We start from the raw sequence: 21,869 nt of genomic DNA on the forward strand, positions 1-21,869 counted from the left end.
CCCCAGCACGTGGGCCGCCCGCTCCGCGGTGAGGCGGCCGTCGCACTGCAGCGCGGCCACCAGCCGCTGATCCATGAGGCTCAGTACGGAATCCGTCGATGCGCGCGCCATGAAGGCAAGTTTCGCCCATTCCGTCGCCGTGCGGCACCCGTCCCGGGACCGTGCCCCAAGGATGGATGTCATCCGCCAGGGCGCCGCAGTCAACCGAGGATCGCGGGCCTGACATAGCATCACGAATACATGGAGGAACGGAATGAAGCGCAAAACGACCGCTCTGCTCGCGGTCGCCGGCATTGCCGCGGCGACCCAGATCGTGCTGGGAACCACGCCTGCGTCCGCCAACGCCCCCGCGTACCAGCTCAAGAACGTGGCCACGGGCAAGTGCATGCGGGGCGTCCGCTCCGGCTACACGTACGCCGTCACGATGGTGAAGTGCAACCGGAACGACGACAATCAGTGGTGGGGCGTCGTCCAGGGCCAGGTGCACGAGGTCTACGGGAGCCTCCACGACACGGACATCTGCCTGGCCGTCCCCAAGAGTGAAAAAGGCGACTCCCCCAAGGACGTCGACACGACGAGCTGCAACAACTACAAGACCTACTACCTGGGGATGAGCACGATCCCCAAGGCGAACAAGCCCACTACCCTCGGTACCGTCCCCGGATACATCGGACACTACGCCTCCGGTGACACCTACCTCAGCTGCTACCAGATCGACGGCAACTACACCAAGTGGCTCTGGGTGCCCTAGGCCGTTTCTGATGGCTCTTGCCGGGGTGGGTGGATCAGTGCTTGGGCTGGGCAGGCGCGTCTCATGGTGCGGCGACATGAGCTCACGGACGCGCAGTGGCAGAGGATCGAGTCGTTGCTGCCCTGGCAAGCCCGGCGGGCAGTGGGCCGATCACCGACAGGTGATCAACGGGGTGCTGTTCCGGGCCCGAACCGGGGTGCCCTGGCCGGACCTGCCTGAGCGGTATGGCTCCTGGCAGACCGTCTACGAACGGCATCGCCGCTGGTCGGCGGACGGAACATGGCGGCAGATCCTGGCCGAGTTACAGATCGAGGCCGAGGCCGCCGATCCCGACGGGGCACTGGCCAAGACGGTAGGGGCGGAGGCCGCGCAGCGCCGGCGGGAATGGGCGGTGAACATCGACTCCACCTCCTGCCGGGCACATCAGCACGCGGCCGGTGCCCGCCGTCGGCCGCCGCGCGACTTCCCCCAAAAGGGGGCGGTGCACGTGTGGAAGCCGATGGGCGGGAGGCACTGGGGCGCTCGCGGGGCGGACTGACCAGCAAAATCCACCTGCTGTCCGACGACCGGGCCCGCCCCCCGACCTGGCAGACCTCGCCGGGGCAACGGGGCGACAGCCCCATGTTCGTCCCCGTGCTGGAGGGCTTGCACATCCGGCGGCGCGGACCAGGCCGACCGCGCAGCCGTCCTGATCGCGTCCGCGGTGATAAGGCGTACTCCAGCCGCGACAACCGCGCTTACCTGCGACGACGGGGGATCAAGGCGACCATCGCCCAGCCCGATGACCAGCAGGCCAAGCGCAGGCGCAAGGGCCGGGCCGGAGGACGTCCGCCAGCCTTCGACAAGGCCCAGTACCGCCGCAGCGCCGTCGAACGGTGCGTCAGCAAGTGGAAGCAGTACCAGGCAGTGGCCAGCCGGTACGACAAGCGCGACTACATCTTCAACGGCACCCTGGCCGTCGCAGCGATCACCATCTGGCTCCGAGACATCGTCCAAGAGCCATCAGAAACGGCCTAATGCTGGATTCCTCTCCGGGCCACCCCCGGCGAGGACACGCCGTCTTTGGGGAAGCCGGTGTCGTCCATCACCCAGACCTGTGGACGCACCACGGCCACTGCCCGGCGGGCCAGCCGTGCCCGGACCTCTCCCACCGGCCAGGTCGAGGTCGTCATGAACTGCTGCAGCTGCTAGTGATCCACGCCGAGGCGTCCAGCCATCGGCTGCATCGACTTCCGAGGCCCGTCCAGCAGCAGGCCACGCAGATACAGCCCACCCTTCACCCGCTGGTCCGTACGCACCAGCGGCGTGAACACCTCCCCGGCGAACTCCTCCAACCGGCCACGACACGCAGAGAGTTCATCCGCCCTCATACCCGCAGGGAAGCACCAGGCCACCGACCCGACAAGGCACCGAACAAAGCCCTACTAGGCCCGCCCGGCGAGGGGATGCCTTCACGTCTCGGCGCGGCGGAACTTACGGTTTGTGGGTCACCCAGAGCAGTTCCGCCGGCCAGCGGTGTGCCCAGTCGGGTGGGTCGGTTTCGTTGTAGCCGTTGGGTGTTCCGAGTTCGGGCCGCGGCTCGATGAGGTCGTCGATGATGAGACCCGCGCCGCGCAGGACCTTGACCCAGTCGCCGTAGGTGAGCTGATAGCTGGTCGCGCCGTCGTCTTCGGCGATGGTGTTCAGCCCGAAGTAGTCCTGCTGCAGTGTCGTGGTCACGCGGCCGGCGGCTTCGTCGTAGCAAGCTTCGAACCATGGGCTGGCGACGTTGAACACCAGGCGCCCGCCTCGGCCCAAGACGCGTGCGGCCTGCGGGACGGCCAGGTGCGGGGGTGCCCAGCTGAGCCCACCGAAGTCGCAGAACACCAGGTCGAAGCACTCGGCAGCGAAGGGGAGTTGTTCGGCGGCGCCTTGCACCAGCGGGTAGCGGGCCGCTCCCATCGCGCGGGCTGCTGCGGCGAGTTGGGCTTCGGACAGGTCGAGCCCGACCACAGTGGCGCCCTCGGCGGCCAGCGCCCTGGACCACTGGCCGGCGCCGCAGCCGAGTTCGAGGACGCGCTTGCCGGTGACATCGCCCAGGGCGTGCAGGTGCGCGTCGGGGATGGAGTACATGCCCCACAGCCGGGGTGTGGCGCCGATCTGCGGGTCGTGCTCGTGCTGGTAGGCGCTGCTGATCTGGTTCCAGAACCGCCGGTTGGCGGGGATGCTGTCCACGTGCCGACTCCAGCACTGCCTGCCCGGGGCGGTCAACACGATTAGGGCACTGGTCGGCCCTCGCCTTGGTCCGGCCCTGGCTCGGCCCATGATCCGCCGGACGAGCCCTAGCCGCGATCTCCTCCAACTGCATCTGTTCCCCACGTCAGGGTTCGGCGGGTAATCAGGGCAGCGGTCGCGCGGCTCCTGTGAGACAACCGCGCTCCCGTTCGGGACACGCCCCGCCTTCCGCTTCATAGGCTGTCGCCATGGAGTCGTCACAAGGTCCTCCGCGGCTGTCGGCAGCGCGGCGAGGGCCTCCACCACGCGGTCCAGGCCGTCGCCCACATGCACAACCACGCCTTGGCGTCGGGAGCAGACACCCGCGTTCACAAGGTCTGGCGTGCCCGAACGCAGCTTTGTGCAACACCCTTTGAGAGCTGTCCCGTAACGGCTGATCCTGGTGTCGTGATCTCGCCATGCCCGGTCTGATCACGTCGTCGGGACCATCCTGGATCGCCCTGTTCAGCGGGCTGAACCCGCGGCAGTTCGGCAAGTTGGTCACTGCAATACGGAGCGAAAGTACGGACCTGGTGCGCAAGGGTCGACCGCGGAGCCTGACTCTGGAGGACCGGATCCTGCTCGTAGCGGCTTACTGGCGTACGAACTTGACGCTGCGGCAGCTCGCCCCGCTGTTCGGGGTGTCGAAGTCGGCCGCCAGCCGCATCATCGGCCACATCGGACCGTCGCTTGCGCCTCAGCCCCGTCAGCGGTTCCGTAAGGACACCGTGCTGATCGTCGACGGCACCCTAGTGCCCACGCGGGATCATACGGTTGCCGAGCAGTCGAAGAACTACTGGTACTCGACCAACCACCAGGTCGTCATCGACGCCGATACCCGGCTCGTCGTCGCCGTCGGCCGACCGGGCACGGGCAACCGCAACGACTGCAAGGCGTGGGAACTTTCCGGTGCGAAGGCCGCCGTCGGCCGGGCCAAGTCATCGCGGACGGCGGCTATCGGGGCACCGGCCTGCTCATCACGCACCGCCGTGAACGCGGCCAGACCGAACCGCCGGCTTGGAAAGAGGAGCATCGCCCGGCTGCACAACCTCGCCCTCACAGGGTAACTCCCGCCCCATACACGACCAGAGAGGCCCATGGGAGGCGGCTCCCTGCCTCCCCGGCTCGAAGAATCCTCAGTCGATACAGAATTCGTTGCCCTCGATGTCCAACATTGGGATGCACGACTCGTTTTCCTCATCGGCATACAGCGTTTGCACGTGGGTGGCGCCGAGCGCGACCAGTCGTGCGCACTCGGCTTCGAGCGTGGCGAGGCGCTCGTCCCCCACGAGCCCGGTGCCAACCCGGACGTCGAGATGCACCCGGTTCTTGACGATCTTGCCTTCGGGGACGCGCTGGAAGTAAAGGCGCGGGCCCACACCTGAGGGATCACTGCAGGCGAACCATGAACCCTGCTTCTCAGGGGGCAGGGTGCGGTTGAAATCGTCCCAGGTGGTGAACCCCTCCGGTGGCGGCGGTGTGACGTACCCCAACACCTCGCACCAGAAGCGAGCGAGGCGCTCGGGTTCTGCGCAGTCAAAGGTGACTTGGAACTTCTTGATCGCTGACATCAGCGCACCGTACCGCGTATCTGGGGGACCCTGCCGCTCATTTCCTCAGGCGGATCCGCCCGTCATCCGTCGCGTCCTGGGCCGCCTTGGACACCAAGGGATTAAACCGGACAGTCCACGAGAACGACGCGACCGTGGCGGCGGAGCACCCCAGTGGTCCCCAGGATCCAGTCCTGACCAACCACCTTCATGCCAAGATCGGTTTTGGGACAGCCCTTAGGCAGCCTTCAGATTCTTCGAAACCACTGACTTCCGAGTCCGACTGCAGTGCTGTTGTCCCCGAAGGCTTGGTCACCCGGCGCCAGTTACGCGACATGGGCCTGAACCTGAGCCCCGGTGACAACGACGGCCCGGTCGCGATCCTGCGCTGCAGGTTGTGTGCCACCCGGCCACAGTGGTCATGCACGCACCCCACCCGCGGCTGGGAGACAAGGCCTGCAGCGGCTGCTACGCCCACGCGAAGGCGCCCCGCGCCGAGTGCGGGCGGCTGATGCGGATCGCTTTCCGGCGCGGGGGCACCCAGTTGTACGGCACTTGCCAAGGCAAGACCCAGCACACCGAGTGCGGTCGATGTGGAAGGCGCAGGCGGCCGTCCGCTCGGCTCGCCGATGGGACGGTCCTGTGCAACGGGCGCGCCCCCGGCCACTCCGCCGTTGTCACTCGTGCGGCGAAGACAGCCCCGCCCATGCAAGGGTTCAGGGAGCGGGGGACGCAGGCCCGAGGAAGATAGTCGGCGCATTGGCTTTGGCGCGGGCGCGCTCCACGGCAGCATCGACCTCCTCACGGGTGAATTCCTTGTACAGGCGCTCCCCATTGGCGTCGGTGATGTCGATGACGATGCCGGTCCACTCCTCGGCGGGCTCTTCCGGCACAAGACCGAGCTGGTACTCGGCATCCCGAACGAGTTCCTCCGTCACCCGCACACCGGTCAGCCGCTCAGCAAGGGCGAAGACCGCAGCCTTGGTGTCGACGTGCGTCTCAGATGCGGTCTCTTCCTCGGAGAGGGCGAAACCAACCTCACGCATCACCGTGTTCAGGGCGTCAGGGGTGCTGCCGTCCCTTACCGTCGCCGACTCGAAGGTGGTCCGAAGCTCTCCGTCCTCGTACCAATGGAAGAGGTGGATGGGTTTGCCCCCGTTGCTGGAGTGCGTCACTGCGCGCCCGCCTGCCGACAGGGCCTCCAGAAAACGTGGCTGCATTCCTACGCCGCTGTCGAAGTGCAGGACCAGCGTCCAGTCTTCGTCGGTGCCCGGCACGGTGAACGCACCCGAGATGAAGGCCTCTTCCCAGTAGTCCGTCTCATCAAGTAGTTCGTTCTGCCGATCGATGAAGGCGTCCACCCCTGTACACGTGCCCTGCGGCTCCGCCGCCATCACCCGATGCACGTCCGCCGGCGTGACGCCCCGCACCAGGGCCAGGGTGTATCCGGTATCGAGCGCGTAGCGGAACCACGAGGACGAACGTATCCAGGCGTAGTCATGTGCGGTTACCGAAGTCATGCAGCACAGTCTGCCTGCCACCACTGACACGGGCCCGTGAAGCCGATTCGGTACTGCCACAGCTCGTACCCGCTCGTGTCGGTTGCACCCGGTGGACACCGCTCAAACCAGCGCTCACGCGCCTCTGAGCAGATCGAGCCCGCCCGCGACGGCGCCGCCTCCTGTCCCCTGCACGAGGCCTCCGCACCGACCACCGACAATGCCGGGCAGCGCCTTACCTGGGCTGCCCGCTCCCCTCACCCGCAAGGTGACGACTGACACATGACCTCGATGCCGTACCAGGACCTGCCCGAGAACGGGCTGATCGTGCTGATCGGCGCACCGGCGCGGGCAAGTCCACTCCGGCCCGCACCTGACCGGCAGCGTGCTGAGCCGAGCGTGCCCAGGGGCACCGCCACAGCTGGCGTGCCTTTCGGCCGAGCGGCGCCGTCGGTACGGATTCGACGACCGCCCACAGCTCCTCTTGCATGTTCTATGGCATACACCTTAAGTTACTGACAGGTAGACCGTTTGGTGGGCCGTACGGCCGTGGGGAAGGTGGTGAGCAGATGAGCCCGCGCAGGAGTGAAAGCCGTGAGCGGATGATCCTCAGTACCGCAGCTCTCCTGCGTGAATACGGCGCGAGCGCGACCAGCATCGACCGGGTGCTCGCCCACAGCGGAGCTCCTCGGGGCTCGGTGTATCACCACTTCCCCGGCGGGCGGGCGCAGCTCATCGAGGAGGCGTTGGCACTGGCGGGGGACTTCCTCTCGGGGCTGATCGACGCCGCCATGCAGGCGGATGATCCGGTGGCGGCCGTCGACGCGTTTTTCCTGCTGTGGCGTGACCGGCTCGTGGAGAGCGGCTTCCGGGCCGGCTGCCCGATCGTGGCGGTGGCCGTGGAAACCAACGACGATGCGCCCCAGCTTGCCCGCTCGGCCGCCGCCATCTTCGCCCGCTGGCAGGAGGCCCTCGCGGCCCTCTTCGTCCGGCACGGCCTGACCGAGGAACGCAGCCGCCGGCTCGGTGCCTTCATGATCGCCGCGGTGGAAGGCGCGGTGATCATGTGCCGGGCCGAACAGAGCACCGCCCCGATCGAGGCAGTCGCCGCCGAGATCCACGACCTGCTCCTCTACGCCCTGCGCGACCGCCCCGGTGCCGAATCCGGTCCCCGGCCGTAGTCCGCAGCCGCCCAGCCGCATCACCTGCATAGCTCGAAGGAGTCGCCATGCCCTCGCTCGACCGTCAGGACAACGTCTTCGTCCTCGACCTGGGAGACGGTGAGAACCGCTTCCACCCCGACTGGCTCACCGCCGTCGGCGCCGCGCTCGACGAGGTGGAGAAGGCGGACGGCCCTCGCGCCCTGGTCACCGCCGCCACCGGCAAGTTCTACTCCAACGGGCTCGATCTGGACTGGCTGACCGCCCACGCCGACCAGTACCACGACTACGTCGTCACCGTCCATGAGCTGTTCGCGCGGATGCTGTCGCTGCCGATCATCACGGTGGCCGCGCTGCAGGGCCACACCTTCGCCGCCGGCGCGATGTTCTCCCTCGCTCACGACTTCCGCGTCATGCGCGCCGACCGCGGCTACTGGTGCCTGCCCGAAGCGGACATCAACATCCCCTTCACCCCTGGCATGGCCACCCTCATCCTCTCCCGGCTGGCGCCGCAGACCGCGCACGAGGCGATGCTCACCGCCCGCCGCTACGGCGGCGCCGACGCCGCGGCCACCGGCATCGTCGACCAGGCTGTCACCGAGGAAGCCGTGCGCTCCACCGCGATCGAGATCGCCCAGGCACAGGTGAACAAGGCCGGTGACACCCTCGGCACCATCAAGGCCCGCATGTACGCACCGGCCCTGGCCACCCTGCGCGACACCACCAACCCGCTCGGCTGACCAGCACCTCACCGACCGCACCAAGCCGCGCCCCGGGCGCCTTTCCCCGGGGGCGGGCTGCCCCAGTTGCCCACCGCATCAGGGCGTTCACCGCACACACCATCTTCCGCGACAACACCTGGCGCAAGCGCGACCAACAGTGCGCCCTGCCCGTCAGCCCGCACGACGCCGAGGCCGCTGGGCCTGTCCGACGGCGCCCTCGCCCAGATCACCATGTCGCGATGCCCCGCTGAGGCGGTGGCGGAGAGCGACGACCGCCTGTAGCCGGGGCACGCGGCCCTGCCCAACGGCTTCGGCCTCGACCTGCCCCCCAGGACGGCGGCACCGTACGCACCGGCGTCGCTCTGAACACCCTCACTGACCTCACCTGGCGCGACCCCATCGCCGGAACCCCCTGGCACAGGCACGTTCCCGCCCGCATCCAGCCCCGCCCCGCCCCGCCTGATGAACACCCCGCCCTCGAGGCGGCGGCACCATGCAAGGAGACCGACGCGTGACCACCATCGACCCCACCGCCATGACCGGCCTGGAACTGATGCGCTGGGTGCAGACCGAACGCCCTACTGGCATCCCCTCCATCGGCCGCCTGCTCGGCATGCGCTTCGACGAGGTTGCCCACGGCCGCATCGTCATCTCCCTCGACACCCGCCCCGACTTCGCCAACCCCCTCGGCACCGTCCACGGCGGCATCGCCGCCACCCTCCTCGACTCCGCCATGGGCTGCGCCGTCCACACCACCCTCCCCGCCGGCACCGGCTACACCACCCTCGAACTCAAGGTCAACTACATCCGCGCCGCCCGCACCGACGGCCAGACCCTCACCGCCGAGGGCATCGTCATCCACGCCGGCCGCCGCACCGCGACCGCCGAAGGAAAGGTGCTCGACGACCAGGGCAAACTGATCGCCCACGCCACCACCACCTGCATGATCCTTTAGGTCGCTCGCCGAGGTCGGCCTCACCTGCCATGAAGGTCACGTGCCGCCTCGACCGTCGGCGGCCGAGGCTACGGGGGCAGCGCGTGGACGATGACAGCGCGCTGCCCGAGCCGCTGGCACCAACCCGGTCCGGTGCGGCGTGCATGTCTTCAGCGGCGTCGCCGACTTCCCGACCGCGGCCCTGCGCCGCGCGCACGAGACACCGCAGGCGCGTATGGAGTCAAGTTCGCTGCCCTGCCTCGCGTGTGTAGCCTGGCAGTCTGTTCGAACCGGGGGCCGAGCATGGACGCAGAACGCCAATACCTCGGTATCCACCTTCCTGAGGGGGCGTGGTGGGACTGGGACGTCATCGCCTGGAACGCTGCTGAGCTTCGGTTGGCGTCCGGGCATGACCTCGCCTATCACCATGACTTGGAGCTGGTCTTCGGCGATCCGATGCTCGTCAGCTGCCCGGCGCAGTTCCACGACCCGGTGTTCCGCGCGCCGACGGACGAGGAGTTCGCGCGAGTCACTCGTCAGATCGGTGAAGAACCTCCCGTTCTCGTCGCGTTCGAGGCGGACGCGGGCGGGCTGGAACCCGTCTCCTGTCTCATCTCCGCGGAACGGGTCGAAGTCGTGCAGGAATCCGTTCTGCGGTACTGGCGGGACGACGCAGCCCCTGGTCAGCGGTTCGCGACGTGGGTTCGGCCGCCCGGGCCGCGGGCGGACTGAGCGACCGCCGCCACCAGCAGGGTCGCCTGCCGAAAGAACATGACGCCCCTGCCGGCCGAACAGCCCTGGAGCTTGGTCCCGGGCCGGTCCTACGGCGGGACTAGGTGTACGACGCCGCACTCGCCGTGCACACGGCCGGACTTGAGATCCCCGGCAAGGAGCCGGACAGCTGGGGAGCGCGCGGGCTGCGGCCCGGCCGGCAGATGGAGTGGCCCGCCGCTAGGGCCGCCTTCTGGCACAACTGGCAAGCGAAGGCGAAGATCAGAACGGAACCGACAGCCCAGCCTCACGCAGCTGGGACAGGGCTGTGGACATGCATTGCTGCACGGTCCTCCCGTCAGCACGCATGCCATGCTCCAGGGGACCCCCACTGGCGGCGAACGTCCACGCCGACGCGTTGTCGGCCACCCGCTCGGCGTCCACCCTGATCATGGCGTTTACGCCCTGCTCACCCAGCCATTCCAGGATGAGGAGTGTCACGTCCTCGATGCCACCATCCTGGTCGAACTTTGGCCGGCGGCCCTGGTTTTCCGTCATCGCCCAGACTCTACCGAGAGGTCCGAAGCAGTCGGCGTCCAGCGCTCGGACCGGAGGGATCAGCGCCCGGTGTCCATTCCGGCAAAGAGTTCAGCGCACTCGCCGGCGAAGGAACAGAGCTGCTCAACGACCTGCCGGTACTCCTGCGGATCCCGCACCGTATTCGGCGTGGCATCGGCCCACTGCTGCCACAAGCCACCGGCGGCAAGGTATGGAGCTGCTCGCTCAGTGCCAAGGACGGCATCGAGGTGAAGCAGCGTGCTGAGAACCCCGGTCTGATCCCAGCGGAGGTCGCGTTGAGGCAAGTAGCGATCAAGGTATCTGCAGACCAGATCGGCGTCCGCGCTGGTACCGAAGGTGGCAAGAGCGATGCAGAGAGACCCGCGGTAGGGACCTCCGCTGGCCAGTAGGAGTTCGCCGATGCGGCTGCGGAACCCGGTCCTGCCGGCCACGGCAACCAGCCAGGAGGCCGTCCTGCGCTCGCGCCATCCACCCTCGAAAAGGATGCCGAGTTCAGTGGGAGTGATCTCCACGGCAGCCTGAACCAACTCCCTCACGAACAGGTCGCGCTCAGGCCCGCTCAACCGCAGTGAGCTTCCACCCAGCCGAAGGTACCGCCGGCCGGGCGTGACGAATCGTCGAACCAGGTCCTCAACCGACCCGGCTGAGGGAGCGAGGGCATCGCAGAAGCCACGCTCAACGGCTGGCTGGGCGAAGAAGAAGGTCTCCGGATCAGCCTCGAAGCCGCCCGCAACAAGCTCACAGCCATGGATCGCATCCGGAACCGGAGCACCACCCGGATCGCCGATCGCGGGATTCCGCAGATCAGGAATCAAGTGGGGATCTCTTGAGCGACGATACAGATCTGTCCTTCAGCCTGGATCGCGATCAACCAGCAGGAACCAGTGCGCCTTCACCTCCGAGCACGTCGAGGATGTGGGGCCACGCAGCCTTGCCCAGGAGTACGTCAGCTTCAGGTGTGCCCCCGTACTTGAAATGCGGAGACGCCGATGCCGGGCTCTCGCCAGGAAGGCGTGGTCGGTGGCCGGCGTCGTCGCGGGCGATCAGACGCACGGTCGCCCCGGCCGAGCGCCGACGCTGAGCTAGCTGCTCGGCGAAGGGAAGTGACGGCCACATCGCGTCGTCGCCGCCTGCGACCAGGAGCAGATCGGCTCTGGCCGCTTCCACGGGGATCTCCGCCGGCGGAAGCGAGTGAGCAAAGGTCCGCTCGCTCAGTTCGTACCATCCGCGGATGGCGACGGGGCCGCTGTCCGGCTCCGTGGGCGTCCAGGAATCGTCCATCGGGACAAAAGGCAGGGGCCGCTCCTGCCAGGTCCAGGACGAGCGATACGGGTGGTGCGCTCCGTCGCGGCCTGGGCCGACGTTGCACCAGACCCGCGAGGTGGGCGACAGCGCAATGGCCACATCTACGCGCGGGTCGTGCACCGCCGTGAGCAAGGCGGCTTCAGCGCCCTTGGAGGTGCCGAGGATTCCGATGCCTTGCGCTCCACCCAGTCGGAGGAAGTCGACGGCGGCGGTGAAGGTCTCCAGGGGAACCTCGCAGATTCCTGGGGACTGCCCGGGCCCCCCGAACCAGCGGATCGCCAAGGCTGTGAAGCCTTGCTGAGCAAGGATGCGCGCTCGCTCACGTTCGATGCGCCCGCTGGAGCCTGCCAGGACCAGAACGCCGACGTCACTGCCGCGAGCTGGGGCGGTCAGAACGCCTTCCCAAGGATCGGCCAGCTCGCGCTCAGTTATGTCCACGTGCTCCCCCTGTCGTCACAACTCTCAAAAGCCCCTGCCCAGACGCGGGGTGCGATCCACCTACCAAAGCAACGTCACACCCCGTCTCCACTCACATGGAGGTCTCCATCATGACGCCCCGCACGCCACCTGAGTCAGTCCGGGAAAACCACTTCAAGACCGTGAACGACACGATGGGCCACCCGGCCGGCGACGCCGTCAATCACCGCGACCGCCACCCGGCTCGCCGACTGGGCGGGGCCGCGCGCATCCGCCGGCCGCCTCGGTGGCGATGAGTTCGCCACCGCCCTGGAGCTGAACGCCGAACACCGCACAGCGCTTCGCACAGCTGGTGCGGATGCTGTACACCCCGGTGGTCCTGGACGACGGCCGCATCGTCGACGCCGCCACCGCCGCGTGGCGAGGCCGGCAGCGGGGGTGGGGAAACATCGCATACTGTCCCGAGCCGACAACCCATCCCGACGAGCCGCTGCCCGTGGTGGTCGAGCGGGTGCTCCGTTCATCAGTCCCGCCCGAGGAAGCTTCTGCGCTGACGTGCCGAGTATGCGGAGACCGGGACAACACCAGCGTCTGGCACGACGGCACCCACTGGATCCACCTGCTGTGCAGCAGATGCGGGGTCAGCCTCGCGGTGCAGCGGACCGACGCGCGCGACCCGCTGTTGGCGGCCCACCACGCCCGGCAGTGGAAAGAGATCTGGAGGCTGCGCAACGAATCTTCGGGCAACTACCCAAGCCGAGTTTCGGCATGAGGTCGGCATCACGGTGGGCTCGGTCCGGATCGTCACCCGACCCGCCACACCCTCCGAGCTCGGACAGCCCACCGCGACAAGCAACGGCGACGGTCGTCGGGAGGAGACCTTCGAACACCATTCCCGGTCGAGTCATGCTCGGGTGAGCACGATCTTCTTACCGCCGGCCCGTCCGGTAACCACCCGGGCGAACGCAGCCGGTCCCTCGCTCAGCGGCATGGGTTCCGGTGCGAGTTTCAAGGTTCCCGCGGCGGCCTGCCCCGCCAGCTGGACAAGTTGCGTGGCGTTGGGCTCGAGGTAGAGGTCCCAACTCGTGATGCCTCGTTCCTCCGGAGGCGCGTCCGAGGTCAGGGAGCACAGTCGGCCGCCGTCCCGGACCAAAGGCAGCGCGGCGTCCGCCGTGCCGGTGGCGATGGTGAGGGCGGCGTCGAACCCGCCGCGTACCTTGGCCGGCCAGTTCGGGGCGTGGTAGTCGACGACCTCCCACGCTCCCAGACCGAGCAGGCGCTCCGCGGCGGCAGCAGACGCGGTCGCGGTCACCTCGATGCCTTTGGCCGCGGCGAGTTGGATGGCCAGGGCTCCGGTGGCCCCTCCTCCGTTGGTGATCAGGAGCCGCTGTCCTCGGCCGAGGTCCAGCTTCTCCAGGGCCTGCAACGCGGTGAGTCCGTTGACCGGCAACGCCGCCGCGTGCACGGCGTCCAGCCCGGGTGGGCAGGCTGCCGTGTGATCCGCGTTGATCAGAACGCGTTCGGCCCAGAAGCCGCTTCCCCCCGGCAGCGGGGCCTCGTGTGCGAGAACCCGGTCGCCTACGGCAAACCCGGTGACACCCGCGCCGACGGCCAGCACCTTGCCCGCGCCCTCCACTCCCAGCGCCGCCGGGGGGCGCAGTCCCACGTCCCAGCCGGCGCCGTTCAGCAGTTCGTCCCACGGGCCGACCCCGGCCGCCTCAACCGCCACCAGGATCTGACCGGGGCCGGGAGGTGACGGTTCGGGCAACTCCAGCAGGGCGACTTCCTTTTCGGCCCCGGATACTCCGCACGCCTTCACAGCAGATCCTCGTCCTCTCACTCGGTCCGGCCGACCGGGAGGTGCGGGCCGGAAACCCACAGCAGGCACCGGTGTCGATCTCGGGATCCCCAGCAGAGTTCGCTTGTGGTCCCAGCCGCATTGGTGTCGAGCCCAGGCCGCTGATTGTTGCAGGTCCGGACGTTGTTGACGGCTCTCGCCACCCCGGATCGTCCCACTGGCAGCGGCGGCTGTGGTGCCATCGCGACGCTGAGGGTGGACTGGCACTACGCCGTGACCCCCGCCAGGCGAGTCTTCGCGGACTTTTCCGTTGCGGGAAGCGGAATTTTATGGCCTCTGTGACGGTCCGTTAGCGTCGGATTCATGGATTGGAATTTTCGGTCGGCCGGAGAGTTGGCGGCCTCATTGCGCGCTGGTGAGGTGTCCTCGGTGGAATTGACTGAGGCGGCGATCGCTGGGATCGAGCGGGATGAGGGAGTGATCAACGCGATCTGTGTGTCTGACTTCGATCGCGCCCGGGCGGCTGCGCGTCATGCCGACCAGGCATTCGACCGGGGCGAGGACCGGCCGCTTCTGGGTATTCCGGTGACGGTCAAGGAGTCTTACAACATGGCCGGGCTGCCGACGACCTGGGGCGTGCCGCAGTACCGGGACTTTGTGCCGGCCGAGGATGCGGTGCAGGTGTCGCGGCTCAAAGCTGCCGGCGCGGTAGTGCTCGGCAAGACCAATGTGCCATTGGGTCTGCAAGATGTGCAGAGCTTCAACGAGATCTACGGCACCACCAACAACCCGTGGGATCACGATCGTACGCCGGGCGGATCATCCGGCGGGTCAGCGGCGGCTCTGGCGGCTGGATTCGGCGCGTTGTCCATCGGCTCCGACATCGGCGGTTCGCTGCGTACCCCCGCGCATTTCTGCGGTGTCTACGCGCACAAGCCGACACTCGGGCTGGTGGCGAACCGCGGTATGGTCCCGCCGACCATGCCGGCATTGCCGGTCGACCTCGACCTCGCCGTGGTCGGCCCGATGGCGCGCACCGCCCGCGACCTCACGCTCCTGCTCGACGTCATGGCCGGGCCGGACCCGCTGACGCTCGGCGTGGCGCACGACTTGGCCCTGCCGCCCGCACGCCACCAGCGGCTGAGCGACTTCCGGGTCCTGGTCCTCGACGAGCATCCGTTCATTCCGACCGGGTCCGCTGTGCGGGCCGGCGTGAACCGGGTGGCCGACGCACTTGTCGACGGCGGCGCCCACGTCGAACGGCACAGTCCGTTGCTGCCCGACTTGGCCGAAGCCGCGACGCTCTACACGCAGTTGCTGTTCTCGGGCTCCGCTGCGCGTCTTCCCGTCGACGCGTACGAGCAGCTGCGTACCCGCGCAGCCGGACTGAGCGCGGACGACCAGAGTCTCGACGCGGCGCGGCTGCGCGGGATGGTGTTCAGCCACCGCGACTGGACCCGGGCGAACAACCATCGCGAGCTCCACCGTCACGGCTGGCGGCAGCTCTTCGCCGAGTTCGACGCCGTGGTGTGCCCGATCACGCCGACTCCCGCGTTCCCGCACGACCACAACCCCGATCTGTTGGAGCGCCGGATCGACATCGACGGCGTCGAGTACCCGTACTTGGACCAGCTCGTCTGGGCCGGCCTGGCCACCATGCCCGGCCTGCCCGCCACCGCGATACCCGCGGGCCGGCCCTCCGAGGGCCTGCCGGTGGGAGTGCAGCTCATCGGTCCAATGTTCGAGGACCGCACCACACTGAGGCTGGCCGACCTGCTCGAACAACAGATCGGCGGCTTCCAGGCACCGAAGTAACGCTTCGTACCGGGTACCCGTCGAGGACGCGGTACGGCGGCCGTCGCGGCCGGCATCTGCAGCGCAACGGATGCATCACCAGGACAGTGCTCCCCGTCGACGGCGGCACCCATTTCGCCTGCACCACCGACCGTCTCCTCTGGCGCGGCGTCTCAACGTCGCGCCAGAGCCGTTCCAGAAAGCCACATGCGTGCTCCACTGCAACGCACCACTGTCCGTCGAAGGCCGCCGACGTCTGGTCGAACGATGTCGTACACGGCCGATCGCGCACGTCGCCGAAGACATGGGAAGCTCCCGGGCATGCGCATCGATGTGGGTCAATCGATGGCGCAGACACGGCGAGGTCGGCTTGCTTGACCGGTCCTCAGCACCTCGCCATCCGCCGACCACCGCGCCACCGGAAGTCGTCGAGAAGATCGTGTCCCGGATGCTCGAGAAGCCTGGCCTGAACCGCCACCGGTTCATCGACCCCGACGGTGAATCGAATCGCAAGCCGCAGACGATCGTCTCGGCCGTCGCTCGCACACCCGGATCTCTGAAGCCGAACAGTGAGAAACGAACAACCGCGACCCGCCAGAATGGGGCGCAGTCGCGGGCTGTTGGGCAGGGCGATTCGGGATACTGGCCCGATGCCGCAGCCATCGCTCAGCGTGGAACCCGAACCGATAACCGTCGACCCGCCTCATACCGCGGACCGCCCTCTCCTCACCCAGTCCTGGCTCGACCTCGCCTTCCTCCACTGGCCCGCCGACCCGGCAGACGTCGCCCCGCTCTTGCCGGTCGGCACCCGTCCGGACACGCTGCACGGCATCACCTACGTCGGACTCGTCGCCTTCCGGATGCACCGCGTCGGATGGTTCCGCCTCCCCGGCATCCCCTACCTCGGCACCTTCCCCGAGACCAACGTGCGCCTGTACTCCGTAGACACCCACGGACGACGCGGCGTCGTCTTCCGCTCGCTGGACGCTTCTCGCCTGATCCCCGTCGCCATCGGACGAAGCGTCGTCCGCCTGCCCTACGTCTGGTCGCGGATGAGGATCCACCAGCAGGGAACGACCATCACCTACACCAGCAGCCGGCGCTGGCCCGGCCCTCGCAACTCGCGCAGCAGCCTTGCGATACGGGTCAGCGAACGGGTCGAGGAACCGACCGAACTCGAGCACTTCCTCACCGCCCGCTGGGGCATGCACAGCACCTTCCTCGGCCGCCTCTCGTACCTCCCCAACGCTCACCCTCGCTGGCCACTCCACCGCGCCGAACTACTGCACTGCGACCAGACCCTCGTCACCAACGCAGGCTTGCCCGCCCCCATAGGAGCACCCACAAGCGTGCTCTACTCCCCAGGGGTCCCCGTCCGGTTCACACGCCCGCCCCGCGTGCCGGCCGCCTCACCCACCCCCCGAGCCCACCGCCCCGCCACCTGAGTCCTCACCTCATGTGGCGGGGCGGCCGTGCAGGGGGGGTGTGGCAGCCGGGGCGGTCGCCCCAGAGCCGCCCCACCGGACCGTTCACCGGAGAAGCAGCAGCCCAACCGCCACCGCACGCCCTCTGTGTCAGCCCTCAGTCCTTCAACAGTTCGTCGCGCACCGGCATCCAGTCCAGGGCGGACCGGATGCCGTCCTCCAGGGACAGCTTCGGCGTCCACCCCAGCAGCTCGGCCGCCCGGTCGCTCTTCGTGTAGCTGCCGGCGACGTCACCGGGCCGCCGATCGGTGTCGATGGCTACCAGGGGCGTGCTGACTACGTCGTTGAACGCGGCGCACAGCTCCCGCACGGTGGTTCCCGAGCCGGTACCCAGGTTGATCGCGATCGAGCGCTTCGGCCCCACCAGGATGGAGTCAAAACGCTCGATCGCCGCGATGTGGGCCGCGGCGAGATCCCAGACGTGCACGTAGTCCCGGATGCCCGAGCCATCGCGTGTCGGGTAGTCCGTCCCCGTCACTGGGAACGGACGGCCTTCCTCGTGTGCCTGGATGAGCACACCCAGGGCATGACTGGGCCGCTTGAGCTGGAGCCCGGTACGCAGCTGAGGGTCGGCCCCGACCGGGTTGAAGTAGCGCAGAGACAACACGCGAGGTCCCGCCACGGCGATGTCGGCGAACATCTCCTCGCACACGGCCTTGGTCCGCGCGTAGGGGCTCTGCGGCGCCAGCGGCGAGTCCTCGTCGACGGGCGATCCGTCCTCGGCCTGATAGATAGAGGCTGAACTGCTGAAGATGATGCGGTCACAGCCGTTGCGGTGCAGGTGACTGACGAAGGCCAGGCTCTTTGCCACGTTCGCCTCGTAATAGCCGATCGGGTCAGCGACGGACTCGGGTACCACAATCAGCGCCGCGCAGTGCACCACAGCGGAGATCTCCGGGTGCTCCGAGAAGATCCGGTCGACCAGCGCCCCGTCCGCGATGTCGCCCTCGTAGAAGGTCCGGCCCTCGGTGAACTCACGGCGGCCCCGAACCAGGCTGTCGAGGATCACGGGGGTGATGCCTGCGTCCAGGCAGGCCGAGGCGACCGTGCTGCCGATGTAACCGGCTCCCCCGGCGATTAGGATCTTCAACACGATGTTCTCTCCCGGCCTCATTGCAGCCCCAGTTGGCGACCGGCGGCAAGGCTAGCCGAGGAACCCGGTGGAGGGGGCGACAGGTCGACTGCCCTGGTCAGGACCGGCTCACACCGACGGCGCCTGCTACGAGGCAGGGAAACAGCACCTTTCCCGGTGGGCGCTCACAGGCGCATACCGACACGCGCCAAGGTGGCGTCAGGGGGCTGCGGGGCGGGCGTTGCCGGAACGGCCGCGGCCTTGCGGGTCTCGTGCATTGTCAGCAGGCCGTTGACCACCATCAGGGTCGCGGTCAGGCCGTGGACGCCCAGCGCGGTGGCCACGGAGCCGTGGTGGCCCAGCACGGTGGCCATGTCACCGTACGCGGCGAGGGCCTCCACCAGCAGCGCCCAGCCCAGCGCCCGGCGGTGGCCCGTCACCAGCAGGATGCCCAGGACCAGGGCCAGGACGACGTCGCGGATTCCCTTGACGATCAGGAAGCCGCCGCCGTCGCCGGACGGCCGGCTCGGCAGGCCGAAGCCCGGTGCCGTCGTCTCCGGACTCAGGATGAACTCCCTGCCGAACCAGAGGAGGAAGAGTATGAAGGCGGCGGCCAGAACGGTGTTGATCTTCTTCAGCGACATTGCTCTTCTCCTTTCGAGTCTTCGCCGGCTCGGTGAGCTTCCTGGAGCTTGCTGAGTCGAGTGGGGACTGATCAGACGAGGGCGGCGACCAGCAGGACGAAGGCGGCGATGATGACGGCGACGCGGACGTAGTGGTAGCGGTCCCAGCGGTTCATCTGCTCCTTCCAGTCGTCGGGCCGGTTGTCGGGGGTCCAGTTCTTGTTCCGGTTGTTGATCGGGACGAGCAGCAGGATCGACATGATCACGCTGACGATCAGCAGCGCGGCGGCGGTGACGACGAGGCCGGTGCCGTGGTGGTGCCATCCGGCGACGGCCCAGATGCCCGCGAGGACGAGTGAGCCGATGTACCAGAACGGCATCACGGCGCCGAGCATCCGGCCCCCGTGGGAGTGGGCCAGCTGGTTGCTGTCCTCGGGGAGTGCGTTGAAGATCGGGTTCATCACGAAGGCGACGGAGAACTCCACTCCCACCATCAGGCCGACGACCACGGTGGTGATGACCTCGAGTGCGCTGAGCATGTTGCCCCTCCCAGGATCTAGCGCCGCTAGCTGTTATGGGCAACGCTAGTACTACTGCCGCTTGCATGTCTAGCGATGCTAGGATTCGAGCTATGTCGGTACATGAACGCAAGGCACGCGAACGGGCGGTCCGCGAGCGCCTCATCGTGGCCACGGCCCGTGAACTCGCCGAGCAGCAGGGCTGGGACGCGGTCACCACGCGCCGGCTGGCGGAGCGCATCGAGTACAGCCAGCCCGTCCTCTACAGCCACTTCCGCGGCAAGCGGGAGATCATCGGCGCCGTCGCCCTGGAGGGAGCCGCCGAGATGGCCGCGGCGGTGCGGGCCGCGACCTCCGCCGCGGACGGCCCGCGCGCCCGGGTCGTCGCCCTCGCGCGCGCCTATCTCGACTTCGCCGCGCGCAACTCGGCGGTCTATGACGCCTTGTTCCAGCTCGACGGCGGCCTGGTGTACGCGCAGGAGGACACCCCGGAGCCGCTGAAAGACGCCTTCGCCGCGCTGATGGAGAGCCTCGGCGAGGTCGCCGGGGAAGGCGTCGACCCGGGGTTGTTCACCGAGGTGTTCTGGGCGTGCTTGCACGGCATCGCGACCCTGGCCCGGGCGGGACGGCTGCCGCCGGAGTACGCCGAGCAGAGGGTGCAACTCCTGGTGGACCGACTCGCCGTGCTCTGACACACGGTGTTCGAGGTCGCCGCGCCGGTTCCGTCGGCATCACGGGCGTCCCGGCTGTTCTGCCGCACGGCGTCACCCATGTCACAGCCTGCCGGGCTGTCTCGTCTCAGCTCTCGGAGACAGGCTCCGGCATATGGAAGGTGATGGTCATGCGGGTGTTCGTGGCGGGCGGGTCCGGGGTTCTGGGACAGCGGCTGGTGCCACAACTGGTCGCGCGGGGGCATCAGGTGACGGCCACGACGACGAACAGGGCCAAGCTGGGCCTGATCGAACAGCTCGGCGCGGAAGGCGCCGTGATGGACGGGCTGAACGCGGACTCGGTCGGTGAAGCGGTGGCCAAGGCTCAGCCGGACGTGATCGTGCACCAGATGACCGGGATCAGTCTCGCCCACGCCGGAAAGCCCGACCTCAAGCACTTCGACCGGTGGGCCGTCCCCACCATCCGGCTGCGCACCGAGGGGACGGATCACCTGCTGGCCGCGGCCGAGGCGACCGGGGTGCCGCACTTCGTCGCACAGGGCTACGCCAACTGGAACGGCATCCGCGAGGGCGGCTGGGTGAAGTCCGAGGAGGACCCGCTGGACATGCACGAGGGAACGCCCGCGTACCCGGCGATGGCGGCGGTCCGTCATGTCGAGGACGCGGTCGGCAGGTTCGGCGGCGCGGTGCTGCGATACGGCGGGTTCTACGGGCCGGGCGCCACCGACGACCAGCTCGTGCTCGTGCGCAAGCGGCAGTTCCCACTGGTCGGTGACGGCACCGGGTACGCGTCGTGGGTGCATCTCGACGACGCGGCGAGCGCCACCGTTCTGGCCGTGGAGCAGCGGGTGAAGGGGGTGTTCAACATCGTCGACGACGAACCTGCCCCGGAGAGCGCGTGGCTGCCCTATCTGGCGGAGTGCGCGGGAGCCAAGCGGCCGATGCGGGTCCCCAAGTGGCTGGCCCGGCTGCTGGCCGGGCAGGTGGTGGTGACGATGATGACCGAGGGGCGCGGCTTCTCCAACGCCAAGGCCAAGCGCGAACTCGGCTGGCAGCTGCGCTATCCGTCGTGGCGACAGGGATTCAAGGAGGGACTCGCGTGACCCGGGTCGAGGAATTCGAACAACTGCGGCCGCTGCTGTTCTCGATCGCCTACCGGATCCTGGGCAGCGTGAGCGAGGCCGAGGACGCCGTCCAGGAGACCTGGCTGCGCTACGAGTCCTCCCCCGTGCAACCCACGTCGGCCAAGGCCTATCTCTCCGCCGTGGTGAGCCGGATCTCGATCGACGTGCTGCGCTCGGCCCGGGTCCGGCGCGAGGAGTACGTCGGTCCCTGGTTCCCCGAACCTCTGCTCACCGACCCCTACCAGGACCCGGAGCGCTCGGCGGAACTGTCCGACTCGCTGTCGATGGCGGCCCTGCTGCTGCTCGAACGGCTCAGCCCGCTGGAACGCGCGGTGTTCGTCCTGCGGGAGGTGTTCGCCTTCGGCTTCCCGGAGATCGCCTCGGCGGTGGGCAGGTCGGAGGCGGCGTGCCGCCAGCTCGCGGTGCGGGCCCGGCGGCACATGGACGCGGGCCGGCCCCGCTTCGAAGCCGACCGCCACGAGCGCGAGGAACTCGCCGAGCGGTTCTTCGAGGCCTTCCGCGAAGGGGACGTCGACGCGCTGCGGGAGCTGCTCTCCGCCGACGTGGCGATGGTCGGCGACAGCGGCGGCAAGGCACCGCAGTGGGGCCGGGGCATCTTCGGCGCCGAGAACGTGGCCCGGCTGCTCACCTCGTTCGTGACCGCGCTCATCCGGATCGGCGTGACCTTCGAACCGCACGAGGTGAACGGCCAGCCGGGTGCGATCTTCCGCGACGCGGACGGCAAGATCCTCAACACCTGGACGCTGGACGTCCTCGACGGCCAGATCCAGACCATCCGGTCCGTGGTCAACCCCGACAAGCTCGCGCACATGGGTCCGGTGGCGGACGCCTGGGCGATCGCCCGCGAGGCGAACCGGGCCCGCCGGTCCGCGGACTGACGCAG

General features: G+C 68.3%; 21 protein-coding genes and 5 pseudogenes. 15 read left to right on the top strand and 11 right to left on the bottom strand.

What is annotated here, in order from left to right:
• The first annotated feature begins 253 nt into the window (after positions 1-253).
• Together AC07DS_RS00005 and AC07DS_RS00010 are read left to right on the top strand one after the other, a co-directional pair.
• Positions 254-751 carry a hypothetical protein gene (locus tag AC07DS_RS00005; RefSeq protein WP_479141156.1) on the top strand — a complete coding sequence of 166 codons (498 nt, stop codon included), beginning with the start codon at positions 254-256 and terminating at the stop codon, positions 749-751.
• A gap of 63 nt (positions 752-814) precedes the next feature.
• Positions 815-1,768 (top strand): annotated as a pseudogene (locus tag AC07DS_RS00010) (IS5 family transposase).
• 11 nt (positions 1,769-1,779) lie between these two features.
• Here the strand turns inward: AC07DS_RS00010 and AC07DS_RS00015 are convergent.
• Positions 1,780-2,121: pseudogene (locus AC07DS_RS00015) on the bottom strand (transposase); the annotation flags it as partial.
• Between the two features lie 103 nt (positions 2,122-2,224).
• Positions 2,225-2,965 carry a class I SAM-dependent methyltransferase gene (locus tag AC07DS_RS00020; RefSeq protein ID WP_479141157.1) on the bottom strand — a complete coding sequence of 247 codons (741 nt, stop codon included), beginning with the start codon at positions 2,963-2,965 and terminating at the stop codon, positions 2,225-2,227.
• A 261-nt stretch (positions 2,966-3,226) separates the two neighbouring features.
• Between AC07DS_RS00020 and AC07DS_RS00025 the strand changes: the two are divergent.
• Both AC07DS_RS00025 and AC07DS_RS00030 read left to right on the top strand, forming a co-directional pair.
• Positions 3,227-3,313, top strand: a pseudogene (locus AC07DS_RS00025) (IS5/IS1182 family transposase); the annotation flags it as partial.
• 110 nt (positions 3,314-3,423) lie between these two features.
• Positions 3,424-4,037: pseudogene (locus AC07DS_RS00030) on the top strand (transposase family protein); the annotation flags it as partial.
• A 103-nt stretch (positions 4,038-4,140) separates the two neighbouring features.
• On the opposite strand, the gene AC07DS_RS00035 reads toward AC07DS_RS00030, so the two are convergent.
• Together AC07DS_RS00035 and AC07DS_RS00040 are read right to left on the bottom strand one after the other, a co-directional pair.
• Positions 4,141-4,575, bottom strand: coding sequence for a VOC family protein (locus tag AC07DS_RS00035; protein WP_331264562.1), 435 nt, complete (start codon positions 4,573-4,575; stop codon positions 4,141-4,143).
• Positions 4,576-5,270: 695 nt separating this feature from the next.
• Positions 5,271-6,074, bottom strand: a complete 804-nt coding sequence (locus AC07DS_RS00040) for a DUF6461 domain-containing protein (protein ID WP_479141158.1) — start codon at positions 6,072-6,074, stop codon at positions 5,271-5,273.
• 548 nt (positions 6,075-6,622) lie between these two features.
• Here AC07DS_RS00040 and AC07DS_RS00045 point away from each other — a divergent pair.
• The 4 genes from AC07DS_RS00045 (at position 6,623) to AC07DS_RS00060 (ending at position 9,601) form a co-directional block, all read left to right on the top strand.
• Positions 6,623-7,234 (top strand): TetR/AcrR family transcriptional regulator, encoded by a 612-nt coding sequence (locus AC07DS_RS00045; RefSeq protein ID WP_479141159.1) that lies wholly within the window; start codon positions 6,623-6,625, stop codon positions 7,232-7,234.
• Positions 7,235-7,281: 47 nt separating this feature from the next.
• Entirely contained in the window at positions 7,282-7,953 is a 672-nt protein-coding gene (locus tag AC07DS_RS00050; protein WP_479141160.1) for an enoyl-CoA hydratase-related protein, read from the top strand.
• 493 nt (positions 7,954-8,446) lie between these two features.
• Complete coding sequence (locus AC07DS_RS00055; RefSeq protein ID WP_479141161.1) at positions 8,447-8,890, top strand: PaaI family thioesterase; 444 nt, start codon at positions 8,447-8,449, stop codon at positions 8,888-8,890.
• Between the two features lie 282 nt (positions 8,891-9,172).
• Positions 9,173-9,601: a hypothetical protein gene (locus tag AC07DS_RS00060; RefSeq protein WP_479141162.1), complete on the top strand. Its 429-nt coding sequence runs from the start codon at positions 9,173-9,175 to the stop codon at positions 9,599-9,601.
• Positions 9,602-9,862: 261 nt separating this feature from the next.
• On the opposite strand, the gene AC07DS_RS00065 is transcribed toward AC07DS_RS00060, so the two are convergent.
• The 3 genes from AC07DS_RS00065 to AC07DS_RS00075 are packed head-to-tail and all read right to left on the bottom strand — an operon-like array spanning position 9,863 to position 11,902.
• Positions 9,863-10,138, bottom strand: a complete 276-nt coding sequence (locus AC07DS_RS00065; RefSeq protein ID WP_479141163.1) for a hypothetical protein — start codon at positions 10,136-10,138, stop codon at positions 9,863-9,865.
• Between the two features lie 59 nt (positions 10,139-10,197).
• Positions 10,198-10,974, bottom strand: coding sequence for a DUF6000 family protein (locus AC07DS_RS00070; RefSeq protein ID WP_479141164.1), 777 nt, complete (start codon positions 10,972-10,974; stop codon positions 10,198-10,200).
• A 52-nt stretch (positions 10,975-11,026) separates the two neighbouring features.
• A complete protein-coding gene (locus tag AC07DS_RS00075; RefSeq protein WP_479141165.1) occupies positions 11,027-11,902 on the bottom strand; it encodes an acyl-CoA thioester hydrolase/BAAT C-terminal domain-containing protein in 876 nt (291 codons plus the stop codon).
• 337 nt (positions 11,903-12,239) lie between these two features.
• Here AC07DS_RS00075 and AC07DS_RS00080 point away from each other — a divergent pair, with 337 nt between their 5' ends.
• Positions 12,240-12,653: a hypothetical protein gene (locus AC07DS_RS00080; RefSeq protein WP_479141166.1), complete on the top strand. Its 414-nt coding sequence runs from the start codon at positions 12,240-12,242 to the stop codon at positions 12,651-12,653.
• Between the two features lie 132 nt (positions 12,654-12,785).
• Here AC07DS_RS00080 and AC07DS_RS00085 read toward each other — a convergent pair whose 3' ends face one another.
• Positions 12,786-13,700 carry an NADP-dependent oxidoreductase gene (locus AC07DS_RS00085; protein ID WP_479141167.1) on the bottom strand — a complete coding sequence of 305 codons (915 nt, stop codon included), beginning with the start codon at positions 13,698-13,700 and terminating at the stop codon, positions 12,786-12,788.
• A 342-nt stretch (positions 13,701-14,042) separates the two neighbouring features.
• On the opposite strand from AC07DS_RS00085, the gene AC07DS_RS00090 reads away from it, so the two are divergent.
• The 3 genes and pseudogenes from AC07DS_RS00090 (at position 14,043) to AC07DS_RS00100 (ending at position 16,918) form a co-directional block, all read left to right on the top strand.
• Positions 14,043-15,494 carry an amidase gene (locus tag AC07DS_RS00090; protein WP_479141168.1) on the top strand — a complete coding sequence of 484 codons (1,452 nt, stop codon included), beginning with the start codon at positions 14,043-14,045 and terminating at the stop codon, positions 15,492-15,494.
• Positions 15,495-15,684: 190 nt separating this feature from the next.
• Positions 15,685-16,032: pseudogene (locus AC07DS_RS00095) on the top strand (leucine zipper domain-containing protein); the annotation flags it as partial.
• A 91-nt stretch (positions 16,033-16,123) separates the two neighbouring features.
• Positions 16,124-16,918: a YqjF family protein gene (locus AC07DS_RS00100; RefSeq protein WP_479141169.1), complete on the top strand. Its 795-nt coding sequence runs from the start codon at positions 16,124-16,126 to the stop codon at positions 16,916-16,918.
• A 136-nt stretch (positions 16,919-17,054) separates the two neighbouring features.
• Here AC07DS_RS00100 and galE read toward each other — a convergent pair whose 3' ends face one another.
• The 3 genes from galE to AC07DS_RS00115 all read right to left on the bottom strand — a co-directional run bounded on the left by galE (position 17,055) and on the right by AC07DS_RS00115 (position 19,191).
• Entirely contained in the window at positions 17,055-18,050 is a 996-nt protein-coding gene (galE, locus tag AC07DS_RS00105; RefSeq protein ID WP_479141170.1) for a UDP-glucose 4-epimerase GalE, read from the bottom strand.
• Between the two features lie 164 nt (positions 18,051-18,214).
• Positions 18,215-18,673, bottom strand: coding sequence for a DUF4267 domain-containing protein (locus AC07DS_RS00110; RefSeq protein WP_479141171.1), 459 nt, complete (start codon positions 18,671-18,673; stop codon positions 18,215-18,217).
• Between the two features lie 71 nt (positions 18,674-18,744).
• Positions 18,745-19,191, bottom strand: coding sequence for an anthrone oxygenase family protein (locus AC07DS_RS00115; protein ID WP_479141172.1), 447 nt, complete (start codon positions 19,189-19,191; stop codon positions 18,745-18,747).
• A 92-nt stretch (positions 19,192-19,283) separates the two neighbouring features.
• On the opposite strand from AC07DS_RS00115, the gene AC07DS_RS00120 reads away from it, so the two are divergent.
• The 3 genes from AC07DS_RS00120 (at position 19,284) to AC07DS_RS00130 (ending at position 21,864) form a co-directional block, all read left to right on the top strand.
• Positions 19,284-19,862, top strand: coding sequence for a TetR/AcrR family transcriptional regulator (locus AC07DS_RS00120; RefSeq protein ID WP_479141174.1), 579 nt, complete (start codon positions 19,284-19,286; stop codon positions 19,860-19,862).
• Positions 19,863-20,005: 143 nt separating this feature from the next.
• Complete coding sequence (locus AC07DS_RS00125; protein ID WP_479141175.1) at positions 20,006-20,944, top strand: NAD-dependent epimerase/dehydratase family protein; 939 nt, start codon at positions 20,006-20,008, stop codon at positions 20,942-20,944.
• Positions 20,941-21,864: an RNA polymerase sigma-70 factor gene (locus AC07DS_RS00130; protein WP_479141176.1), complete on the top strand. Its 924-nt coding sequence runs from the start codon at positions 20,941-20,943 to the stop codon at positions 21,862-21,864. The genes AC07DS_RS00125 and AC07DS_RS00130 overlap by 4 nt, the downstream gene beginning before the upstream one ends.
• The last annotated feature ends 5 nt before the right edge of the window (positions 21,865-21,869 follow it).

It is taken from the genome of Streptomyces sp. NPDC044064, from assembly GCF_056434245.1.